The 20,452-nt window shown below is 64.5% G+C and carries 20 protein-coding genes; 12 read left to right on the top strand and 8 right to left on the bottom strand.

Translation table 11 applies throughout. The features are described from left to right. Positions 1-67 precede the first annotated feature (67 nt). The 4 genes from IVA75_RS23235 to IVA75_RS23220 all read left to right on the top strand — a co-directional run bounded on the left by IVA75_RS23235 (position 68) and on the right by IVA75_RS23220 (position 3,728). A complete protein-coding gene (locus tag IVA75_RS23235) occupies positions 68-931 on the top strand; it encodes a branched-chain amino acid ABC transporter permease (protein ID WP_027569632.1) in 864 nt (287 codons plus the stop codon). Position 932: 1 nt separating this feature from the next. Then, a complete protein-coding gene (locus IVA75_RS23230; protein WP_007592084.1) occupies positions 933-1,901 on the top strand; it encodes a branched-chain amino acid ABC transporter permease in 969 nt (322 codons plus the stop codon). A gap of 158 nt (positions 1,902-2,059) precedes the next feature. After that, complete coding sequence (locus IVA75_RS23225) at positions 2,060-2,704, top strand: DUF47 domain-containing protein (RefSeq protein WP_027517485.1); 645 nt, start codon at positions 2,060-2,062, stop codon at positions 2,702-2,704. A 16-nt stretch (positions 2,705-2,720) separates the two neighbouring features. Continuing rightward, on the top strand, positions 2,721-3,728 hold the full coding sequence (locus tag IVA75_RS23220; protein ID WP_027569633.1) for an inorganic phosphate transporter: 1,008 nt from the start codon (positions 2,721-2,723) through the stop codon (positions 3,726-3,728). Here the strand turns inward: IVA75_RS23220 and sugE are convergent. Further along, positions 3,721-4,035: a quaternary ammonium compound efflux SMR transporter SugE gene (gene sugE / locus IVA75_RS23215; RefSeq protein ID WP_027569634.1), complete on the bottom strand. Its 315-nt coding sequence runs from the start codon at positions 4,033-4,035 to the stop codon at positions 3,721-3,723. The genes IVA75_RS23220 and sugE overlap by 8 nt on opposite strands. Positions 4,036-4,198: 163 nt before the next feature. Between sugE and IVA75_RS23210 the strand changes: the two genes are divergently transcribed. From IVA75_RS23210 to IVA75_RS23175, 8 genes are all read left to right on the top strand, one after another. Further along, positions 4,199-5,818: a peptide chain release factor 3 gene (locus IVA75_RS23210; RefSeq protein ID WP_085352891.1), complete on the top strand. Its 1,620-nt coding sequence runs from the start codon at positions 4,199-4,201 to the stop codon at positions 5,816-5,818. A 226-nt stretch (positions 5,819-6,044) separates the two neighbouring features. Continuing rightward, on the top strand, positions 6,045-6,623 hold the full coding sequence (locus IVA75_RS23205) for a hypothetical protein (protein WP_247286758.1): 579 nt from the start codon (positions 6,045-6,047) through the stop codon (positions 6,621-6,623). 71 nt (positions 6,624-6,694) lie between these two features. Further along, positions 6,695-7,279 (top strand): NnrU family protein, encoded by a 585-nt coding sequence (locus IVA75_RS23200; protein WP_247286449.1) that lies wholly within the window; start codon positions 6,695-6,697, stop codon positions 7,277-7,279. 70 nt (positions 7,280-7,349) lie between these two features. Further along, positions 7,350-8,942 carry a class I adenylate-forming enzyme family protein gene (locus IVA75_RS23195; RefSeq protein ID WP_247286448.1) on the top strand — a complete coding sequence of 531 codons (1,593 nt, stop codon included), beginning with the start codon at positions 7,350-7,352 and terminating at the stop codon, positions 8,940-8,942. Between the two features lie 169 nt (positions 8,943-9,111). Then, positions 9,112-9,765 carry a tetratricopeptide repeat protein gene (locus IVA75_RS23190; protein WP_247286446.1) on the top strand — a complete coding sequence of 218 codons (654 nt, stop codon included), beginning with the start codon at positions 9,112-9,114 and terminating at the stop codon, positions 9,763-9,765. A 26-nt stretch (positions 9,766-9,791) separates the two neighbouring features. Then, complete coding sequence (locus IVA75_RS23185; RefSeq protein WP_247286445.1) at positions 9,792-10,343, top strand: hypothetical protein; 552 nt, start codon at positions 9,792-9,794, stop codon at positions 10,341-10,343. Between the two features lie 48 nt (positions 10,344-10,391). Beyond that, entirely contained in the window at positions 10,392-11,774 is a 1,383-nt protein-coding gene (gene der, locus IVA75_RS23180; protein WP_027569641.1) for a ribosome biogenesis GTPase Der, read from the top strand. Next, positions 11,771-13,027, top strand: coding sequence for a TCR/Tet family MFS transporter (locus tag IVA75_RS23175; RefSeq protein ID WP_247286444.1), 1,257 nt, complete (start codon positions 11,771-11,773; stop codon positions 13,025-13,027). Before der ends, IVA75_RS23175 begins: the two co-directional genes overlap by 4 nt. Positions 13,028-13,069: 42 nt before the next feature. Here IVA75_RS23175 and IVA75_RS23170 read toward each other — a convergent pair whose 3' ends face one another. From IVA75_RS23170 to radA, 7 genes are all read right to left on the bottom strand, one after another. Further along, on the bottom strand, positions 13,070-14,296 hold the full coding sequence (locus IVA75_RS23170; RefSeq protein ID WP_027569643.1) for an ABC transporter substrate-binding protein: 1,227 nt from the start codon (positions 14,294-14,296) through the stop codon (positions 13,070-13,072). Between the two features lie 169 nt (positions 14,297-14,465). Then, complete coding sequence (locus IVA75_RS23165; protein WP_247286443.1) at positions 14,466-15,614, bottom strand: hypothetical protein; 1,149 nt, start codon at positions 15,612-15,614, stop codon at positions 14,466-14,468. 78 nt (positions 15,615-15,692) lie between these two features. Beyond that, positions 15,693-16,433, bottom strand: coding sequence for an SDR family NAD(P)-dependent oxidoreductase (locus IVA75_RS23160; RefSeq protein WP_247286442.1), 741 nt, complete (start codon positions 16,431-16,433; stop codon positions 15,693-15,695). 61 nt (positions 16,434-16,494) lie between these two features. Continuing rightward, entirely contained in the window at positions 16,495-16,635 is a 141-nt protein-coding gene (locus IVA75_RS23155; protein ID WP_247359473.1) for a hypothetical protein, read from the bottom strand. 12 nt (positions 16,636-16,647) lie between these two features. Continuing rightward, the gene (gene purF, locus IVA75_RS23150) at positions 16,648-18,153 is read right to left on the bottom strand and encodes an amidophosphoribosyltransferase (protein WP_007609288.1); all 1,506 of its coding nucleotides are present in this window, start codon (positions 18,151-18,153) and stop codon (positions 16,648-16,650) included. Between the two features lie 27 nt (positions 18,154-18,180). Continuing rightward, complete coding sequence (locus IVA75_RS23145) at positions 18,181-18,810, bottom strand: CvpA family protein (RefSeq protein WP_007592055.1); 630 nt, start codon at positions 18,808-18,810, stop codon at positions 18,181-18,183. Positions 18,811-18,976: 166 nt separating this feature from the next. Continuing rightward, on the bottom strand, positions 18,977-20,422 hold the full coding sequence (gene radA, locus IVA75_RS23140; RefSeq protein ID WP_247286441.1) for a DNA repair protein RadA: 1,446 nt from the start codon (positions 20,420-20,422) through the stop codon (positions 18,977-18,979). Positions 20,423-20,452 lie beyond the last annotated feature (30 nt).

The following is a 20,452-nucleotide window of genomic DNA, read 5'->3' as shown; positions in this document are numbered from 1 at the left end:
CCGCCCGCAGGCCATCAGGCCTGCGGGCGACTTTCAGGGAACGCCGAAGGGACCGGGTGCGGGATCGATGCAGGCTCTTTACGCTCAGCTACTGGTGGGACTGATCAACGGCTCGTTCTACGCGCTGCTCAGTCTCGGGCTTGCCGTGATCTTCGGCATGCTCAACATCATCAATTTCGCCCATGGCGCGCTCTATATGATGGGCGCGTTCGTCGCCTACTTCCTGCTGAACCTCGGCGGCATCAACTACTGGTGGGCGTTGCTGTTTGCACCGATCATTGTCGGCATCTTCGGCATGATCCTGGAACGGACCATGCTGCAATGGCTGACCGGGCTGGATCATCTCTACGGCCTGCTTCTGACCTTCGGCATTGCGCTGATCGTGCAGGGCGTGTTCCAGAACTATTTCGGCTCCTCCGGCCTGCCTTACGCCATTCCGGACCAGCTCAAGGGCGGCATGAATCTCGGCTTCATGTTCCTGCCGGTCTATCGCGGCTGGGTCGTCATCTTCTCGCTGGTGGTCTGCATCGCGACCTGGTTCCTGATCGAGAAGACCCGGCTCGGCGCCTATTTGCGCGCCGCCACCGAAAACCCGACGCTGGTGCGCGCCTTCGGCGTCAACGTTCCGCGCATGATCACGTTGACCTACGGCCTCGGTGTCGGCCTTGCCGCGCTCGCCGGCGTGCTGTCGGCGCCGATCAACCAGGTGCGACCGTTGATGGGCGCCGACCTCATCATCGTGGTGTTCGCGGTGGTGGTGATCGGCGGCATGGGATCGATCATGGGCTCCATCATCACCGGCTTCGCGCTCGGTGTGATCGAGGGCCTGACCAAGTATTTCTACCCCGAGGCCTCCAACACCGTCGTGTTCGTGCTGATGGTGCTGGTGCTCTTGGTGAAGCCAACGGGATTGACGGGAAGGGCGGCCTGACATGACAGCCTTGACGGACGACACGCTGCCGGTAACCCCGCGCGCGATCCGCGACGAGATGATCGTCTTTGTGGTGATGGCGCTGCTGCTGGCTTCGGTGCCATTCACGGGGGTCTACCCGTTCTTCGTGATGCAGGCGCTGTGCTTCGCGCTGCTCGCCTGCGCCTTCAACCTGCTGATCGGCTACGGCGGTTTGCTGTCCTTCGGCCATGCGATGTTCCTGGGCACGGCCGGCTATTGCAGCGCGCATGCGCTGAAGGTGTGGGCGTTGCCGCCGGAGCTCGGCATCCTCGTCGGCGTCGCCGGTGCCTTCGTGCTCTCGCTCATCACGGGCTATATCTCGATCCGCCGCCAGGGCATCTATTTCTCGATGATCACGCTGGCGCTGTCGCAGCTTCTGTACTTCATCTACCTCCAGGCCCCGTTCACCCATGGTGAAGACGGCATCCAGGGCATTCCGCAGGGACGCATGTTCGGCGTCTTCGATCTGACCAAGCCGACCGTGCTCTACTACGTGGTTCTGGTAGGCTTCCTCGCCGGCTTCCTGCTGATCTTCCGCATCATCAACTCGCCGTTCGGCGAAGTCCTCAAGGCGATCCGCGAGAACGAGCCGCGCGCGATCTCGCTGGGTTACCGCACCGATCAGTACAAGTTCCTGGCTTTCGTCCTGTCGGGCACGCTGGCCGGCTTTGCCGGTGCGTTGAAAGTCTTCGTGGCGCAGAACGCCTCGCTCACCGACGTGCACTGGTCGATGTCGGGCGAAGTCGTGCTGATGACGCTGGTCGGCGGACTCGGAACCGTGTTCGGTCCCGTGGTCGGTGCCTTCGTGATCATCGCCATGCAGCAATATCTGGCGGGGTTCGGCCAGTGGGTGACCGTGATCCAGGGCTCGATCTTCGTGATCTGCGTGCTCACCTTCCGCCGCGGCGTCATCGGAGAAATCGCGCATTACTTCCGGCGGTCGCTGTAAGTCATTGATATAATGGAAGATGTGTTGACGCGCGAAAGCGGTGGATGATCCGGCTCCACGGGCGTGAGGTGGCACGCGCGTGGATCGAAAATGGTCTATGACAGTTTTATGACGGCCCGCTCGGGCCAGGCCATTATCCAACCGGTAGTCTCTCTCCCATGATGCGATTGTTTCGCGCTTTCCTGCCCAAGGAAGAACGGTTCTTCGACCTGTTCGACCGCCACGCCCAGACCGTGATCCAGGGCTCGATCGCGCTCCAGAGCATGCTCAACGGGGGCGAGGAGACGCCGGTCTATTGCCAGCGCGTCAACCAGTTCGAGAACGATGCCGACAACATCACCCGTGAGGTGCTGACGGCGGTGCGCCGTACCTTCATCACCCCGTTCGACCGCGGCGACATCAAGAACCTGATCACCTCGATGGACGACGCCATCGACCAGATGCAGCAGACCGCCAAGGCCGTGATGCTGTTCGAGGTCCGCAGCTTCGAGCCGCCCATGCGGGAGATCGGCGGGCTTCTGATCGAATGCGCCAATCTGGTCGGCCGTGCGCTGCCGTTGATGCAGAAGATCGGCCAGAACGTGGCCATGCTGACCGCGATCACGGAAGAGCTGGGCAAGCTGGAAGGCCGCGTCGACGATCTCCATGATATCGGGCTGAAGGAACTGTTCCTCAAGCATCGCAACGGCAACGCGATGGATTTCATCGTCGGCGCAGAGATCTACGACCATCTCGAGAAGGTGGCCGACCGCTTCGACGACGTCGCGAACGAGATCAACAGCATCGTCATCGAGCAAGTTTAGGGCAGGGGACCGCGCCGTGGATGTTGCGTTGGGTCTTCCCGTCCTGGTCGGACTGATCGCCGTCGCGCTGCTGTTCGACTTCCTGAACGGCCTGCACGACGCCGCCAATTCGATCGCGACCATCGTCTCGACCCGCGTGCTGCGGCCGCAATACGCGGTGTTCTGGGCCGCCTTCTTCAATTTCGTCGCCTTCATGGTGTTCGGGCTGCACGTCGCCCAGACCATCGGCACCGGCATCATCGATCCCGCGATCGTGGATGCCCAGGTGATCTTCGCTGCGCTGGTCGGCGCCATCGTCTGGAACCTGGTGACATGGGCGCTCGGCATCCCATCGTCCTCGTCGCACGCATTGATCGGGGGCTTGTTTGGTGCCGGCGTGGCCAAAGCGGGCCTTTCGGCGGTGGTCTGGAGCGGATTGTCCAAGACGGTGATCGCCATCGTGCTGTCTCCGCTCGTCGGCTTTCTGCTCGCGATGGTGCTGGTTGCGATCGTCTCCTGGGCCTCGGTGCGCTCCACGCCCTTTGCCGTGGATCGCGCCTTCCGGATCCTGCAATTCGCCTCCGCCTCGCTCTATTCGCTCGGCCACGGCGGCAACGACGCGCAGAAGACCATGGGCATCATCGCCGTGCTGCTCTATTCGCAGGGCCAGCTCGGCGGCGAATTCTTCGTCCCCTTCTGGGTGGTGCTTTCGTGCCAGGCCGCAATGGCGATGGGGACGCTGATGGGCGGCTGGCGCATCGTTCGGACCATGGGCCTGCGCATCACCAAGCTGACCCCGATGCAGGGCTTTTGCGCCGAGACCGGCGGTGCCGCGACCCTGTTCATGGCGACCTTCCTCGGCGTTCCCGTCTCGACCACCCACACCATCACCGGCGCCATCGTCGGTGTCGGCGCCGCCCGGCGCCTCTCGGCGGTGCGCTGGAACGTCGCCAGCTCGATCGTCTATGCCTGGGTGATCACGATGCCGGCCTCGGCCATCGTCGCCGCGCTCTCCTGGTGGGCGGTCAAGATCTTCGTCAGGTAACCAGCTTCAGTCCGACAATCCCGGCGACGATCAGCCCGATGCTGGCGAGGCGGAATGCGGTGGCCGGCTCGCCGAACAGGATGATGCCGAGCGTCGCGGTACCGACCGCGCCGATGCCGGTCCAGACTGCATAAGCGGTTCCAATCGGCAGCGATTTGAGGGCGAGCCCGAGCAGGATGATGCTGCCGGCCATGGCGCCGAGCGTGAGGACCGACGGAACGAGCTTGGTGAACCCCTCGGTATATTTGAGGCCGATCGCCCAGGAGATCTCCAGCAGACCGGCGACGAACAGGATGCTCCAGGCCATGACGACCCTCCATTCAAGGCAGGGTCGTCCCCGCGACTGGTGTGCTGATGGAAAGGGAAGGTCGTCCCTCCCAACTCAAGCCCGATATGGGGCTGGCCGGAAGGCTCCGCAATCACCAGATGAGGCTTGATCAGGCTCATTTTCCCTGCCAAACGCTGCCGCAATGTCCGACATCGCCACCACAGCCGAATCGACGGCCCGTTCCTCGCTTGCCGCTGAAGTGTCGCGGCGGCGGACTTTTGCCATCATCTCGCATCCGGACGCCGGCAAGACCACGCTGACCGAAAAGCTGCTGCTGTTCGGCGGCGCCATCAATCTGGCCGGCCAGGTCAAGGCCAAGGGCGAGCGGCGCAACACGCGTTCGGACTGGATGAAGATCGAGCGCGAGCGCGGCATCTCGGTCGTGACATCGGTCATGACCTTCGAGTTCGAAGGTCTGGTGTTCAACCTGCTGGACACCCCGGGCCACGAGGACTTTTCGGAAGACACCTATCGCACGCTCACGGCGGTCGATTCCGCCGTCATGGTGATCGACGCCGCCAAGGGCATCGAGGCGCGCACCCGAAAGCTGTTCGAGGTCTGTCGTCTTCGCGACATCCCGATCATCACCTTCATCAACAAGATGGACCGCGAGAGCCGCGACGTGTTCGAGCTCCTGGACGAGATCGAGAAGACGCTGGCGCTCGATACCACGCCGATGACCTGGCCTGTCGGCCGCGGCCGTGAGTTCCTCGGCACCTACGACGTCGTCAATGGCGGTGTGCGCCTGCTCGAAGGCGGCGGCGCCAAGACCGGCGCGGCGCAGCAGATCGAGATCGCCGAGCTCGCCAAGCTCAACGCCAATCTCGACGTGTCGGCGGTCAAGGACGAGCTCGAGCTCGTCACCGCGGCTTCAAAACCGTTCGAGCTCGAAGCGTTTCGCGAGGGCCATCTGACGCCGGTTTATTTCGGCAGCGCGCTCCGCAATTTCGGCGTCGGCGACCTGCTGCAAGGGCTCGGCAAGTTCGCGCCCGAGCCGCGCGCGCAGGAGAGCGACCAGCGCAAGGTCGAAGCCACCGACCCGCGCATGAGCGCCTTCGTGTTCAAGATCCAGGCCAATATGGATCCCAACCACCGCGACCGCATCGCCTTCGCGCGGCTGTGCTCCGGCAAGCTGAGCCGCGGCATGAAGGCGAAGCTCGTGCGCACCGGCAAGAGCATGCCGCTGTCGAGCCCACAATTTTTCTTCGCGCAGGACCGTTCGGTTGCGGACGAGGCTTATGCGGGCGACGTCGTCGGGATTCCCAATCACGGCACGTTGCGCATCGGCGATACGCTGACCGACGGTGAGGATTTCAACTTCGTCGGCGTGCCGAGCTTTGCGCCGGAAATCGTCCGCCGCGTGCGTCTTACGGATGCGATGAAAGCGAAGAAGCTGAAGGAAGCGCTTCAGCAGATGTCGGAAGAGGGCGTGGTGCAGGTGTTCCGTCCCCGCGACGGCGCGCCGGCGTTGGTTGGCGTCGTCGGCGCACTGCAGCTCGACGTGCTCAAGGCGCGGCTGGATGCGGAATATTCGCTGCCGGTCGAATTCGAGGTCAGCGAGTTCCAACTCGCGCGCTGGGTCTCTTCGGACGATCGCAAGAAGCTCGATACCTTCATCGCGGCCAACACTTCGAGCATCGCCGACGATGTCGACGGTGACCCCGTCTATCTGGCGCGGAACGAGTTCTATCTCGGCTACACAAGGGAACGGGCCGAGGGCATCGAGTTCACCAACGTCAAGGACGTCAAGAAGAAGGGGTAGGGTGTGGCTCCGTCCGCTCCTCACCCTCCGCTGTCATGCCCCGCGAAAGCGGGGCATCCAGTACGCCGCAGCCTCTCGGCTCAATCACAAACGTCTCGGAGTACTGTGGCGTCCGGTCAAGCCGGACGACGACACCGTCCTTGGACGCGCGCATGTGAACAGCCGCAGGCTTGACGTTGCCGGCGGCAATGCCACGTTCACCCATGTGGCCTTGCGAGTTCACTTCATGTGGCGCGGCATCCTTGTTTTCCTCCTGCTGGCGATCTCGACGATCGCCGCCGATGCGCGGCCCCGGCAAATCAACCCAATTCCGTTTTCGCACGAGCCGTGCAGCGTGCTCGATGGCAGGCCCTGCACGCCGTCCTATTGCAGCCCGCTCGAGCCTGGCCCCTGTATTCCCGAGATCGACTATCCCTATGGCCAGAACCTCCAGCTCACGATCCAAAGCGTGCCAACGGAGGCGGATCGCGCCAAATACCAGAAGCCGGATCACGATCTCGATACGATCGGCGATCTCTTCGCCGAGCTGCGCAGCTGCTGGTCGCCGCCAACGGACAATGCGCGCGCGGGCATGCAGATCGCCGTGCGTTTCAGCTTCAACAAATCGGGCGGCCTGATCGGCCCGCCGCGCCTGACCTTTGCGACCGCGGGGGTGGCCGCCGAGACGAGAACCACCTACCTCGATGCGGTCAATTCATCGTTGAACGCCTGCCTGCCGCTGAAATTCACCGGCGGTCTTGGCGGTGCCATCGCCGGGCGGCCGATCGCGATCCGGTATGTCGACAATCGCGAGATCCACAAGTAGCGCATTAGTTGCGACCCGCCGCCAATCGATGATACGCCATGGGCTGGGGCGCTGGTTGAGGGGAGAATCTCGTGGGTCTGCTGGTTATGATCCTGGGGCTTGCGCTGTTTTTCGCGGCGCATGTGTTCACGACGAAACGCGAGGCGCGCGCGCAGGCCATCGCGAGACTGGGCGAGGGGACCTACAAGATCCTCTATTCGCTTGCCTCGCTCGCGGGGCTCGCACTGATCATCTGGGGCTTCGCGCATTATCGCGCGACCGGCTGGATCGACGTCTGGTATCCGCCGAAGGCGCTGAAGCACATCACGCTCGCGCTGATGTTGCCCGCGGTCATCCTGGTGGTCGCATCCTACTTGCGCGGCCGCATCTATGCGACGCTGAAACATCCGATGCTGGCCGGCATCAAGCTGTGGGCGGCGGCGCATCTTTTGGCCAATGGCGATCTCGGCTCCATCATCCTGTTCGGCTCCTTCCTGGGCTGGGCGGTGTATGATCGCATCACGCTGAAGCGTCGGACCGATGGTGGCGGTCCGCCGATTCCGGACGGCGGCGTCACCAACGATCTGATCGCGGTCGTGGTTGGAATCGTCGCTTATCTGGCGCTGGCGTTTGCGTTCCATCCTGTCATCATCGGCGTTCCCGTGATGGGCGGCTAGCCGATCAGCACAAGACAGGACCGCATGCCATGCGCGGAAGATAACGAGAGCAACAAGCCAAGGCATTTCGATGGACTGGTCGCATTCTCAGATCCCTCCAATGCGGTTCGAGGCGCGCTTCGGCGATCGGATCGTGCCGGCATTTTGCGATCGGCCGTCGAGCCTGTGGGCGATGATTGCGGACGCCTGCGCCCGCAATCCCGACGGCGAAGCGCTGATCTCAGGCCATGTCCGGCTGAACTGGCCGCAGGCCGTCGAGCAGGCTGCGCGGATTGCGGCGGGATTTCGCAAGCTCGGATTGCAGCGCGGCGATCGTGTCGCGATCCTGCTCGGCAACCGCGTCGAATTCCCGCTGCTGCTGTTTGCTGCCGCGCATGAGGGGCTCGTGACGGTGCTGCTCAGCACGCGCCAGCAGAAACCGGAAATCGCCTATGTCCTCGCCGACTGCGGTGCCAAAATCCTGATCCACGAGGCGGCGCTCGCGGAGCGGCTGCCGGATGCGCGGGATGTACCCGAAATAATCCACCGCATCGCCGTCGATGACGATCCGGCTTTGTCGCGTTTCGCGGTGCTGGCAGACAACGTCCCGGCCGCGGCGCCGGTCGAGACCAGCGAGGAGGACACCGCGATGATCCTCTACACCTCGGGCACGACAGGCAAGCCGAAGGGTGCGATGCTGGCCCATTGCAACATCGTGCATTCCTCGATGATCTTCGTGTCCTGCCTGCAATTGACGGCGGCCGACCGCTCGATCGCGGCGGTGCCGCTCGGCCATGTCACCGGCGTCGTCGCCAACATCACGACGATGATCTGCTGCGGCGGCGCGCTGATCATCATGCCGGAGTTCAAGGCGGGCGAATATCTCAAGCTCGCCGCGCGCGAGCGCGTCACCTACACGGTGATGGTGCCGGCGATGTACAATCTCTGCCTGCTCCAGCCCGATTTCGAGAGCTACGATCTATCGAGCTGGCGCATCGGAGGCTTTGGCGGCGCACCGATGCCGGTTGCCACCATCGAGAAGCTCAAGGCGATCATTCCCGGCCTCGAGCTGGCGAATTGCTACGGTGCGACCGAGACCACGTCGCCGTCCACGATCATGCCGGGCGAGTTGACGGCAACCCATATCGACAGCGTCGGCCTGCCGTGTCCCGGTGCACGCATCCTGGCAATGGGAGCGGACGGGCGTGAGCTGCCGCCTGGGGAGATCGGCGAGCTCTGGATCCAGAGTGCCTCCGTGATCAAGGGCTACTGGAACAATCCAAAAGCCACGGCCGAAAGCTTCACCAGCGGGTTCTGGCATTCCGGCGATCTCGGCTCGGTTGACGCGGAGGGATTTGTCCGGGTGTTCGACCGGCAGAAGGACATGATCAACCGCGGCGGCCTCAAGATCTATTCGGCCGAGGTCGAATCCGTGCTGGCCGGCCATCCCGCCGTGGTCGAGAGCGCGATCGTCGCCAAGGCCTGCCCGGTGCTGGGCGAACGCGTTCACGCCGTGGTGGTCACGCGCGCACCAGTGGACAGCGAAGCCTTGCGCGCCTGGTGCGCGGAACGGCTGTCCGACTACAAGGTCCCGGAGACCATGGTGATCACCGCGGAGCCGCTGCCGCGCAATGCCAATGGCAAGGTGCTGAAGCGGCAGCTGCGGGAGCTGTTGGGAACCTAACCCCGGGAGATGATCTCTCCGGGCTGTCTCGGGTGGTTAACGCCTTGATCGGGCTCGCTTTGCCTTGCCACCGCCATATCGTTAGGGTACCCCGCCGCCACGTGGGGGACGGGATTCCTGACGCGAACGCTTTGGCACGCGCACCCGGACGGGCATGGGATTAGCATAAGTGTCTGAATTATTTGACGAAGTCGACGAGGAAGTACGTCGCGAACAGCTCAAGAAGCTGTGGGACAAGTATTCGATTTTGTTCATCGCCCTGATGGTGCTGATCGTCGCCGCCGTGGGTGGCTGGCGCGCTTACCAGTATGTGGAGGCCAAGAAAGCCGCCGAGGCCGGTGCTGCCTTCGAGAAGGCTGCAGAGCTCTCCGAGCAGGACAAGCATGCGGAGGCCGAGGCGGCCTTCACCGAGCTCGCAGCGAAGGCTCCATCGGGCTATCGCACCCTGGCGCGGCTGCGTGCTGCGGCCGAGGCGGCGGCCCGCGATCCCAAGGCGGGCGCCAAGCTCTATGACGACATCGCCGCCGACCGCAGCGTGGGCGGCGAGTGGCAGGATCTGGCAAAGATCCGCGCCGCCGGCCTCCTGCTCGACAGCGCTGGCTATGCGGACATGCAGCAGCGGCTGGAAGCCTCCACCGCGTCCAAATCGACCTTCCGCCATACTGCCCGCGAGATGCTGGCGCTGTCGGCCTGGCGCAACAACGACGTGACTGCGGCCCGCAAATGGCTCGACGCCATCGCCGAGGACGGCGAAACGCCGCCCGGCCTGCGCTCACGCGCTGAGGCGCTGCAGGCCCTGCTGCCGCCCGTAGCGAAGAGCTGAGCCGAGAGCTGAGACGAGATATCGAAATGCGCCGCACGCCACGCTTGATCGCAGCCGCCGTCCTGATCGCCTTCACGGGCGTGCTGGGCGGTTGCTCCAGCTTCGATCCGAGCGACATGCTCGACTTCCTCGATACCAAGAAGAAGCTGCCGGGCGACCGCAAGCCGGTGTTCCCGGAAGGCGTGCCCGGCCTCGAGCAGGGTGTGCCCAAGGATATGTACAAGGGCGCGCAGCAACAGCCCGATCCGAACGGCCCCGCCGTCGCGGCTCTGCCCACCGAGCCTCCGCCCGAGCCAGCCAAGCCGGCGAAGGGTGCCAAGGCGAAAAAGACCAGGCAGCCGGCCAGCGCGGCCGTTGCGCCGGCTGAGGCGCCCGCCGGCGAAGTCGATGGCGAGGCCCAGCCCGAGGTCGCGCCGCCCGCAGCCACTCCGCCGCCCAGACAGAAGATCGTGCGCAAGCGCACCACCGCGCCGCCGCCCGATCAGCCTGTCCAGCAGGCGCAACCGACCCAGACCACCCAGCAGCAATCGCAGGGCGCCTTCCCGGCACCGATGCCGAGCGGCAGCTTCTCGCGCTAATTTTTCATTTCATTGACAGGCGCGGCTCCGGCAGCGCACGAATGACCCATGTCCTTTAAGATTGCCATTATCGGCCGGCCGAATGTCGGCAAGTCGACGCTGTTCAACCGCTTGGTCGGGCAGAAGCTCGCGCTTGTCGATGATCTGCCGGGCGTCACCCGCGATCGCCGCGAGGGCGAGGCCAGGCTCGGCGATCTCGACTTCACGATCATCGACACCGCCGGCCTCGATGAGGGCGCCAAGGGCTCGCTGACCGCCCGCATGCAGGAGCAGACGGAGGCCGCGATCGCACAGGCCGACGCGCTGTTCTTCGTGATCGATGCCCGCATGGGCCTCACGCCCAACGATCGCGCCTTCGCCGATTTCGCCCGCAAGGCCAACAAGCCGGTGCTGCTCGTCGCCAACAAGAGCGAAGGCAAGCATGGCGATGCCGGCGCGATGGAGGCTTTCGCGCTAGGCCTCGGCGATCCCATCCAGATCTCGGCCGAGCACGGCGAGGGCATGGGCGAGCTCTATGATGCTCTGCGCCCGCTGATGCCGGAGCCGGTGGAAGAGGATGAGTTCGAAGACGATGAGCCGCTGACGGAGGAAGAGGCCGCCACGCGCCCGATCCGAGTCGCGATCGTCGGCCGGCCCAACGCCGGCAAGTCGACGATGATCAATCATCTGCTCGGCGAGGAGCGTCTGCTGACGAGCCCGGAGGCCGGCACCACGCGCGATTCCATCGCGGTCGAGATCAACTGGAAGGGCCGCGAGTTTCGCGTGTTCGACACCGCAGGTCTGCGCCGGCGCTCCCGGATCGAGGAGAAGCTCGAAAAGCTCTCGGTCGCCGACGCACTGCGCGCGGTGCGCTTTGCCGAAGTCGTCGTGATGATGATGGACGCGCAGAACCGTTTCGAGGAGCAGGATCTTCGCATCGCCGACCTGATCGAGCGCGAGGGTCGCGCCGTCGTGCTCGCCGTCAACAAATGGGACCTGATGGAGAGCAAGGGCGGCGGCGCGATCTCGAACCTGCGCCGCGATGCCGATCACTTGCTGCCGCAGATCAAGGGCGTGCCGATCGTCGCCGTCTCCGGCTTGATGGGCGAGGGCATCGATCGATTGATGCAGGCGATCCAGGATGCCTATGCGCTTTGGAACAGGCGTGTGTCGACCGCGGCGCTGAACCGCTGGTTCGAGGAGGCGGTCCAGGCCAATCCGCCGCCGGCCGTGTCCGGACGACGACTCAAGCTGAACTACATCACGCAGACCAAGGCCCGCCCGCCGAGCTTCGTGCTGTTCTGCTCGCGTGCGGATGCGGTGCCGCAGTCCTATCTGCGCTACCTCACCAATTCGCTGCGTGAGGCCTTCGAGCTGCCGGGCACACCGGTGCGCATCACCTTGCGCGAGAAGGCCAATCCGTTCGCCCACAAGCGCAAGCGGCCGTCGTGAGCAACGACGCCGGCGAGGCGATGGCGCAGGGCGCAGCGCCAGTCCGGCGCGGTGCGGTCGCCTTCATCTTCGTCACGATCCTGCTCGACATGCTCGCGCTCGGCGTGATCATGCCGATCCTGCCGAAACTGATCGAGAGCTTCGTCGACAACGACACGGCGCATGCGGCCCGCATCTTCGGGCTGTTCGGCACCGCCTGGGCGCTGATGCAGTTCGTGTTCTCGCCGGTGCTTGGCGCGCTGTCGGATCGCTTCGGGCGGCGGCCGGTGGTGCTGCTGTCGAATTTCGGGCTCGCGGCCGATTATGTGCTGATGGCGCTGGCGCCGTCGCTGGTCTGGCTGTTCGTCGGTCGTGTCATCTCGGGCATCACCTCGGCCAGCATCTCGACCGCGTTTGCCTATATCGCGGACATCACGCCGCCGGAGCGGCGCGCGGCGGTGTTCGGCAGGATTGGCGCTGCCTTCGGCGCCGGCTTCGTGCTGGGCCCGGCACTGGGCGGCCTGCTCGGCGATATCGATCCGCGCCTGCCGTTCTGGGCCTCGGCGGCCTTAAGCTTCGCCAACGCGCTCTATGGGCTCTTCGTCCTGCCGGAATCGCTGGCGCCGGACAAGCGCGCACCGTTTCGCTGGAGGAGCGCCAATCCGCTCGGCGCGCTCCGCCTGCTGCGTTCAAACGCGGTGCTCGCTGCATTGTCCGTCGTCAATTTCATCGCGCAGGTCGCGCATGTCGTGCTGCCCTCGACTTTCGTGCTCTATGCCACCTATCGTTACGGCTGGGATTCGAAAACCGTGGGGTTGACGCTGGCGATGGTCGGCGTCTGCGCCATGGTGGTGCAGGGGCTCGCGATCGGCCCGATCGTGCGCGTGCTCGGCGAGCGCAATGCGTTGTTGATGGGCCTGTGCTGTGGCGCGATCGGCTTCGTGATTTTCGGCGCGGCGCCGACCGGGCCGCTGTTCTGGATCGGCATTCCCGTGATGTCGCTGTGGGGCATTTCGGGCGCTGCCATGCAATCGCTGATGACGCGGCTGGTCGCGCCTGATCAGCAGGGCCAGTTGCAGGGCGCGACCGCGAGCGTGCAGAGCGTGTCGCAACTCGTCGGCCCGTTCCTGTTCACGCTGACGTTTTCATACTTCATCGGCGCCAGCGCGCCGTGGCAGCTGCCCGGCGCGCCGTTCCTGCTCGCGGCGGTGCTGATGGTGGCGTGCGTGGCGATTGCTGTGCGGGCGCTGGGCGCGGCAACATCAGAATCGTAGGATGGGTTACGCCTTCGGCTAACCCACCCTACAAAGCCTCGTTTACTTCTTCACCAGCGGGCACTCGCTGTCCTTGAGCGGCTTGGCCGCATCTTCCGCCGCGATCGTGGCGATCTGCTTGTAGTAGTCCCACGGTCCCTTCGATTCTTCGGGCTTCTTCACCTCGAACAGATAGGCCGGGATGAGACGACGCCCGTCCTCGCGCAGGGGACCTTTGCCGAACAGCGGATCGTCGGTCGGAAGCTCCTTCATCTTGGCAACGACCTTGGCGCCGTCATGCGGATTGCTGCCGAGCGCGTCCATCGCCTTGAGATAATGCAGCACCATCGCGTAATTGCCGGCCTGCGTCATCGAGGGCATCGCATTCTTGTTGGCCAGCGCCGAGAAGCGCTTCGACCAGGCTCGGGTCTGGTCGTTCATGTCCCAGTAGAAAGATTCGGTGAAGGTCAGGCCCTGCGCGGTCTTCAGACCCAGCGAATGCACGTCGTTGATGAACAGCAGCAGCGCCGCGAGCTTCTGCCCGCCCTGCACAATGCCGAACTCCGCGGCCTGCTTGATCGAGTTCGTGGTGTCGCCGCCGGCATTGGCTAGGCCCACGACCTTGGCCTTGGACGATTGAGCCTGCAGCAGGAAGGACGAGAAGTCCGCGGTATTGATCGGATGCTTGACGCTGCCGAGCACCTTGCCGCCGTTCGCGGTCACGACCGCGGTGGTGTCGCGTTCGAGCGCATGGCCGAAGGCATAATCTGCAGTCAGGAAGAACCAACTGTCGCCGCCGGCCTTGGTCAGCGCTTTGCCGGTGCCGTTGGCCAACATGTAGGTGTCGTAGGTATACGAGACCGTGTTCGGCGTGCAGGCCTTGCCGGTCAGGTCGGCCGAGGCCGCGCCGGAATTGAGCAGCACCGCATTCTTTTCCTTGACCAGATTGCTGACCGCCAGGGCGACACCGGAATTCGGCGTGTCCGCAATCGCATCGATCTTGTCGTTGTCGATCCACTGCCGGGCAATGTTGACGCCGACGTCCGGCTTGTTCTGATGGTCGCCGCTGATGACGTCGATCTTCCAGCCCTTCTTGAGCAGGCCGGAATCCTCGACCGCCATCTTGATCGCGACCACGGAGTTCGGGCCGCCGATGTCGGCGTAGAGGCTGGACATGTCGTTGAGCACGCCGATCTTGACGGTCTTGTCCTGGGCGAAGGCGGAAGTGGCAAAACCGAAGGCGGCACAGGCCAGAAGGGCCGCAGAGCGGCGCGCGAACGTCGTCGTCATAAAAGATTTCCTCCATTGTCAAACATGCGGACGGCCCTCTTGAACGGAGCCTTGTTCCGGCTGATGGCTCTACCGTGTCCCACGGCCGGCGGCAATGCGCCTAAAGCCGGATGACGCTGCGTCGCAGCGTCATCCCTCCGTTAACTTTTGGGCAAAATGCGTCGAGACGCTATTTCAGCGAGTCCGATGTCAGCTTGAATTTCTGGACGCGCTTTCCGGTGTCGACCTCGGCGGTATAGACGTTACCCTTGGCGTCGATCGCCATGGCATGCACCCAGTGGAATTGTCCGGCATTGCGGCCGTTGTGGCCGAAGCTGCCGACCACGCTGCCGTCCTCGCGCCTGATCACCCTGATCTCGTTGTTCTCGCCGTCGGCGCTGAGCAGCCAGGTCTGCTTCGGATCGGGCCAGATCGCGATGTCCCACACCGCGCCGTTGCCGAGCGTGTTCTTCTCGAAGAAGAATTCCTTCACGAAGGTGCCGTCCTTCTTGAACACCTGGATGCGGTTGTTGATGCGGTCGCAGACGTAGACGAGCCCGTCATTGGCGAGCTTCACGCAGTGGACGGGATTGCCGAATTGCTGGGACACCGGCGCCTTGGGATCGTACGCCGCCTGCTTGGTGTCGTCGGGCTTGTTGCCGTAGGCGCCCCAGTGCCGCTTATAGGCGAGGGTGGTTGCGTCGAACACGATGACGCGGCGATTGCCGTAGCCGTCGGCGACGTAGATCTCGTTGGCGGCCTTGTCGATCGCGGTCTCGGCGGGCTTGCCGAGCTGCGTCGTGTCGTTGCTGCCGAGGCTCGGCGCGATCTTGCCGATCTGGGCGACGAACTTGCCGTCGAGCGTGAATTTCAGGATGGCGTTGTCGTTGTCGGCATTGCCGCCGACCCAGACGAAGCCGCGCTCGTCGACCTCGATGCCGTGCTCGCGGCCGACCCATTCATAGCCTTCGCCCGCGCCGCCCCATGATCGTAGCAGGTTGCCGTCGCTGTCGAATTCGAGCACCGGCGGCGCCGACACGCAGCATTTGGAACGCGGCGGGGTCAGGCTCGCGCCTTTCTCGTCGTCGGTGAGCGAGCGGGGACGATGGATCACCCAGATGTGGCCTTGCAAGTCAACGGTGATGCCGCCGACCTGGCCGAGGATCCAGTTGTTCGGCAACGGCTTTGGCCAGGACGCATCGACCACGAAGGTCGGGACATCGCCGGCGGTCGCCGCGCCCGGAAGCGCGAACGCCACGGCGGCGATCAAGACGGAGAGGACGCGAGAGACATTTGCGAGCGCACGCGTAGAGCCTGCGCGATTCCGCCATGGTGCCATGGCAACCTCCCTTTTTTGGCCTGCAGCTTGCTGCCGCTTGAGCGCGGGCAGTCAATCGCGGGGAGGCCGTCAAGTCAATCAGGCCGGAGAGCGGAAGCTCATCAGGCTGCGGGTCTTGTAGTCGTAGAACTTGCCGGTCTCGGTCCAATCAGGCGCGCACATCGGCACGATGAATTCGGCGACCTGCTCGGCCGTATCGAGCGTCGCCGGGTCTTCGCCCGGCATCAGCGTGGCGCGCATCCGAGTGCGGACGGGGCCCGGATTGAACAGATTGACGCGCAGCTTGGTGTTCGCGGTCTCCTGCGCCCAGGCGCGCGCCAGCGTTTCCAGCGCCGCCTTGGAGGCGGCGTAGGGGCTGACATAAGCGGTCGCCTTGTTGGCCGCGCCGGAAGTGATGAACACGGCGCGGCCGGCGTCGGATTGCCTGAGCAGCGGCTCCATGCAGCGGATCAGCTGGAAGTTCGCGGAGACGTTGACCGCCATCACGTCGGTGAAGGCCTTCAGCTCGATATGGCCGATCGGTGAGGAGGGCCCAAGCACGCCGGCATTGCCGACGAGGATGTCGAGCTTACCGTAGCGCTCATGCAGGCCGGCACCGAGGCGCGCGATGCCGTCGGAATCGGTGAGGTTGAGCGGCACCAGCGTGGCGCTGCCGCCGTCCTTGCGGATCTCGTCGTCGAGCTCTTCCAGCCCGCCCTGCGTGCGCGCCACGGCGACGATATGCGCGCCGGCCTTGGCCAGCGCTTTTGCCGTGGCGAAGCCGATGCCGCGCGAGGCGCCGGTGACGAGAGCGATGCGGTCGGCGAGAGGATTTGTCATGGCGGGGTTTTACAGGCGTGGATGGCCGGGACAAGTCCGGCCATACAAAAACAAGCCAGACCTAGTAGTCGTTGCCGGTCCCAACCGCGGGTCCACGGTCTTCGCGGTCATCGGGAGTGACCTTCGTGCCTTGTCGAAAGGCAAAGAAGATAAACCCCATGAGCAATGAACCGCCGATAATCGCAATTACCGACTGGGTCATGGCATGCCTTCGTCAGCTCGCCTCCGCCAGCAATGACAATTGCCGCGGCTGCTGCTCGGTCTGGGTCTGGTCGGTGAGGTGGGTCGGATAGGCCCCGGTGAAGCAATGATCCGAGAATTTCGGATTGGCGGGGTCGCGGCCGGGCTCGCCCATGGCGCGGTACATGCCGTCGATCGACAGGAAGGCGAGCGAGTCGGCGCCGATGATCTCGCGCATCTCTTCCAGCGAATGTGTCGCCGCAAGAAGACCACCACGGTCCGGCAGGTCGATTCCGTAATAGTCGGGATAGAGGATCGGCGGCGAGGCGAGGCGGAAGTGCACTTCCTTGGCGCCGGCATCGCGCATCATGCGCACGATCTTCTTCGAGGTGGTGCCGCGTACCAGCGAATCGTCGATCAGGATGATGCGTTTGCCTTCGATCGCGGCGCGGTTGGCCGAATGCTTCATGCGCACGCCGGATTCGCGGATCGCCTGCGTCGGCTGGATGAAGGTGCGGCCGACATAGTGGTTGCGGATGATGCCGAGTTCGAACGGGATGCCGGAATGCTGGCTGTAGCCGACCGCGGCGGGCACGCCGGAGTCCGGCACCGGCACCACGACATCGACCGGCACGTGGCTCTCGCGCGCAAGCTGCGCACCGAAGGCCTTGCGCACCTCGTAGACCGAGCGGCCGTGAACGATGGAATCCGGACGGGAGAAGTAGATGTATTCGAAGATGCAGGGACGCGGCGCGATCGGCGGGAATGGCTTGTGGATGTCCTGCCCGTTCTCGTCGAACACGATGACCTCGCCGGGCTCGATGTCGCGGACGAAGCGTGCGCCGATGATGTCGAGGGCGCAGGTCTCGGAGGTCAGGATCGGGCAACCATCGAGTTCGCCGAGCACCAGCGGACGGATGCCGCGCGGATCGCGCGCGCCGACCAGCTTCTTGTTGGTCAGCGACACCAGCGCATAGGCGCCCTCGATCTCGCGCAGCGCGTCGATATAGCGTTCGATGAAGCGGCTGCGCCTGGAGCGCGCGACCAAATGCAGGATCACCTCGGTGTCGGTGGTCGACTGCATCATCGCGCCGTTCTTCACGAGCTCGCGGCGCAGCGTCAGGCCGTTGGTGAGATTGCCGTTGTGGGCAACCGCAAGGCCGCCGGCATTCAGTTCGGCGAACAAGGGCTGCACGTTGCGCAGGATGGTCGCGCCGGTGGTGGAATAGCGGACATGGCCGACTGCCATCGTGCCGGGCAGGCGGTCGATCACCTCACGGCGGGAGAAGGTGTCACCGACGAGGCCGAGGCGGCGTTCCGAATGAAAGCGGCCGCCGTCATAGGAGACGATGCCGGCGGCTTCCTGGCCGCGGTGCTGAAGGGCGTGGAGGCCGAGCGCCGTGATGGCGGCGGCATCTGGGTGGCCGTAGATGCCGAAGACGCCGCATTCCTCCCGCAGCGTATCCCCCTCCAGATCGTCTTGAAGTTCCAGCGCGGCCGGGCCGAGATCAAGTAGGGCGTCCTGGTCAGGATTTCGCATCTCGTCCGAGCCTCTCGTTAGGGCTTATCAACGCGCCGCGGGTTTCTCGATCAGCTTTTTAAGGCTGTCACGAGCCGGTTTGCTGTATCCGTCGCCACTGCCCGAAGGCTGCTGCTCGGAATCAGTTTGCTCTTCATCTGGTTTGTTTTTCTTGAATCTCTTCAAGATGGTGTTCTCGGGGTCGTCAGGCAAGAGGGCCATCAGCCAATCGCCGGTTCCCTGCAGCACCACGCGGGATTTGGCCCCTGTGACCCAATCCGGGCGCTGCTTGTCCGGCACCAGCCAGGTGAAGAACAGGAAGGCGACCACGACGATCAAAAGCCCGCGCGCCAGCCCGAACAGAAAGCCGAGGGTGCGGTCCAGCGCGCCGATGCGCGAATCCAGGATCATGTCGGAGATCCGGACCGTGATCACCGAGACCACGACCAGGGTGCCTACGAACACGCCGGCGACCACGACCACGCTCGCGACGGTATCGTTGTTGAAATAGGTCTTTGCGGTCGGCAGCAGCTTCGAGAACGAATAAAGGGTGACGATCGCCGCCGTGCCCCAGGCCGCGATCGACAGGATTTCGCGCATGAAGCCGCGAACCATGGCGAGCAGGCCCGAAATCAGCATCACACCGAGCAGGATCAGGTCGAGGATGGTTACTGGCATCGGCTGGTCTGGTCCGCTCGTACTTCAAGGTGCTCAGCGAATCGGTGTTTGGCCGCCGCCCCTAAGTGAGGGCCAGACGACGTTCCCGGCAAGGCCGCAACCACGCAATCCCATGCTGCTTTTGTGACGGCTGTATAGCGGCGAGGGCGGGGGACGTCACCACCGGCTAACCCTCTCCACGGCGGAATCTTGCCGGTGTGGCATTTTTCTCTGCCGGTGCGCTCGAGTCGCCCCGCCGGGAGCCGCGGGCGGCGATCTCGGCGACCAGCGTGGTCAGGCTGTTGATCGCGTTCAGCGACAGGCCGGCATCGCCGGCGGCTTCGCCCCGGGCCGATTCGGGCAGCACGGCGCGCTGAAAGCCGAGTTTTGCCGCTTCTTTCAGCCGGGCCGGGGTCTGCGCCACCGGGCGCACCACGCCGGAGAGCGAGATCTCACCGAAATAGACCGCATCGGTGGGTAACTGCGCATTAACCAGCGAGGACACCAACGCAGCCGCGGCGGCCAGATCAGCCGCGGGCTCGTGGATGCGCAGGCCGCCCGCGACGTTCAGATAGACGTCGTGGCCGGACAGCTTGACCCCGCAATGGGCTTCCAGCACCGCCAGCACCATCGACAGCCGGCTCGGATCCCAGCCGACCACGGCCCGGCGCGGCGTGCCAAGCGAGGTCGGCGCCACCAGCGCCTGCAATTCGACCAGAACGGGCCTTGTGCCCTCGATGCCCGCGAAGACTGCGGTGCCGGGCGTGCCGAGATCGCGCTCGGACAAAAACAGCTCGGAGGGGTTGGTGACTTCGCGCAGGCCAAGCCCGGTCATCTCGAACACGCCGATCTCGTCGGTCGGCCCGAAACGATTCTTCACGGCGCGCAGGATGCGGAATTGCTGCGAGCCTTCGCCCTCGAACGACAGCACGGCATCGACCATATGCTCGACCACGCGGGGACCGGCGATCTGTCCGTCCTTGGTGACATGGCCGACCAGGATGATGGCCGCGCCGGTCCTTTTGGCAAAACGAATCAGGGCCTGTGCCGAGGCGCGCACCTGGGTGACCGTGCCAGGCGCCGATTCCACCGTGTCGGTCCACATCGTCTGGATCGAATCGATCACGATCAGCCGGGGCACCGCACCCTCGGACAGCGTCGACACGATGTCTTCGACCGACGTCTCGGCGGCGAGCTGCACCGGCGCATCCGACAGCCCGAGCCGCTCCGCGCGCAACCGCACCTGTGCGACCGCCTCTTCGCCGGAGATGTAGACGACGCGGTGACCGGCGCGCGCGAGCAGGCTTGTGGCCTGCGTCAGCAGCGTCGACTTGCCGATGCCGGGATCGCCGCCGACCAGAAGCACCGAGCCGCGCACGAAGCCGCCGCCGGTGACGCGATCGAGCTCCGTCATGCCCGAGGACAGACGCGGGGCGTCCTGGGTTTTTCCGGACAGGCTCTCCAGCGCGAACGACCGCCCCTTGCGCTTGGAGCGGATCGACACCGGCACGCTGCCGGTCGTGTCCTCCTCCGCGAGCGTATTCCACTCGCCGCAGGACTCGCACTTGCCCTGCCAGCGGTTATAGGCCGCGCCGCAGTTCTGGCAGACGAAGGAAAGCGTGTTCTTGGCCATGGGGACAGCGAGTCCGGGGACAGCGAGTCG

This window comes from Bradyrhizobium sp. 134, assembly GCF_023074155.1.
In the GTDB taxonomy this organism is placed as follows: Bacteria; Pseudomonadota; Alphaproteobacteria; order Rhizobiales; family Xanthobacteraceae; genus Bradyrhizobium.
The sequence above is the reverse complement of the archived record's forward strand: the minus strand, read 5'-3'. Positions and strand labels throughout refer to the sequence as shown.

Excerpts from the sequence above, each read along its gene's own strand:
- IVA75_RS23205 (WP_247286758.1), top strand. The coding sequence starts at position 6,045 with ATGTGGCGCGGCATCCTTGTTTTCCTCCTGCTGGCGATCTCGACGATC.
- IVA75_RS23170 (WP_027569643.1), bottom strand. The coding sequence starts at position 14,296 with ATGACGACGACGTTCGCGCGCCGCTCTGCGGCCCTTCTGGCCTGTGCC.
- IVA75_RS23225 (WP_027517485.1), top strand. The coding sequence starts at position 2,060 with ATGATGCGATTGTTTCGCGCTTTCCTGCCCAAGGAAGAACGGTTCTTC.
- purF (WP_007609288.1), bottom strand. The coding sequence starts at position 18,153 with ATGCGAAATCCTGACCAGGACGCCCTACTTGATCTCGGCCCGGCCGCG.
- sugE (WP_027569634.1), bottom strand. The coding sequence starts at position 4,035 with ATGGCCTGGAGCATCCTGTTCGTCGCCGGTCTGCTGGAGATCTCCTGG.
- IVA75_RS23160 (WP_247286442.1), bottom strand. The coding sequence starts at position 16,433 with ATGACAAATCCTCTCGCCGACCGCATCGCTCTCGTCACCGGCGCCTCG.
- IVA75_RS23165 (WP_247286443.1), bottom strand. The coding sequence starts at position 15,614 with ATGGCACCATGGCGGAATCGCGCAGGCTCTACGCGTGCGCTCGCAAAT.
- IVA75_RS23195 (WP_247286448.1), top strand. The coding sequence starts at position 7,350 with ATGGACTGGTCGCATTCTCAGATCCCTCCAATGCGGTTCGAGGCGCGC.
- IVA75_RS23235 (WP_027569632.1), top strand. The coding sequence starts at position 68 with ATGCAGGCTCTTTACGCTCAGCTACTGGTGGGACTGATCAACGGCTCG.
- der (WP_027569641.1), top strand. The coding sequence starts at position 10,392 with ATGTCCTTTAAGATTGCCATTATCGGCCGGCCGAATGTCGGCAAGTCG.
- IVA75_RS23185 (WP_247286445.1), top strand. The coding sequence starts at position 9,792 with ATGCGCCGCACGCCACGCTTGATCGCAGCCGCCGTCCTGATCGCCTTC.
- IVA75_RS23155 (WP_247359473.1), bottom strand. The coding sequence starts at position 16,635 with ATGACCCAGTCGGTAATTGCGATTATCGGCGGTTCATTGCTCATGGGG.
- radA (WP_247286441.1), bottom strand. The coding sequence starts at position 20,422 with ATGGCCAAGAACACGCTTTCCTTCGTCTGCCAGAACTGCGGCGCGGCC.
- IVA75_RS23230 (WP_007592084.1), top strand. The coding sequence starts at position 933 with ATGACAGCCTTGACGGACGACACGCTGCCGGTAACCCCGCGCGCGATC.
- IVA75_RS23210 (WP_085352891.1), top strand. The coding sequence starts at position 4,199 with ATGTCCGACATCGCCACCACAGCCGAATCGACGGCCCGTTCCTCGCTT.
- IVA75_RS23145 (WP_007592055.1), bottom strand. The coding sequence starts at position 18,810 with ATGCCAGTAACCATCCTCGACCTGATCCTGCTCGGTGTGATGCTGATT.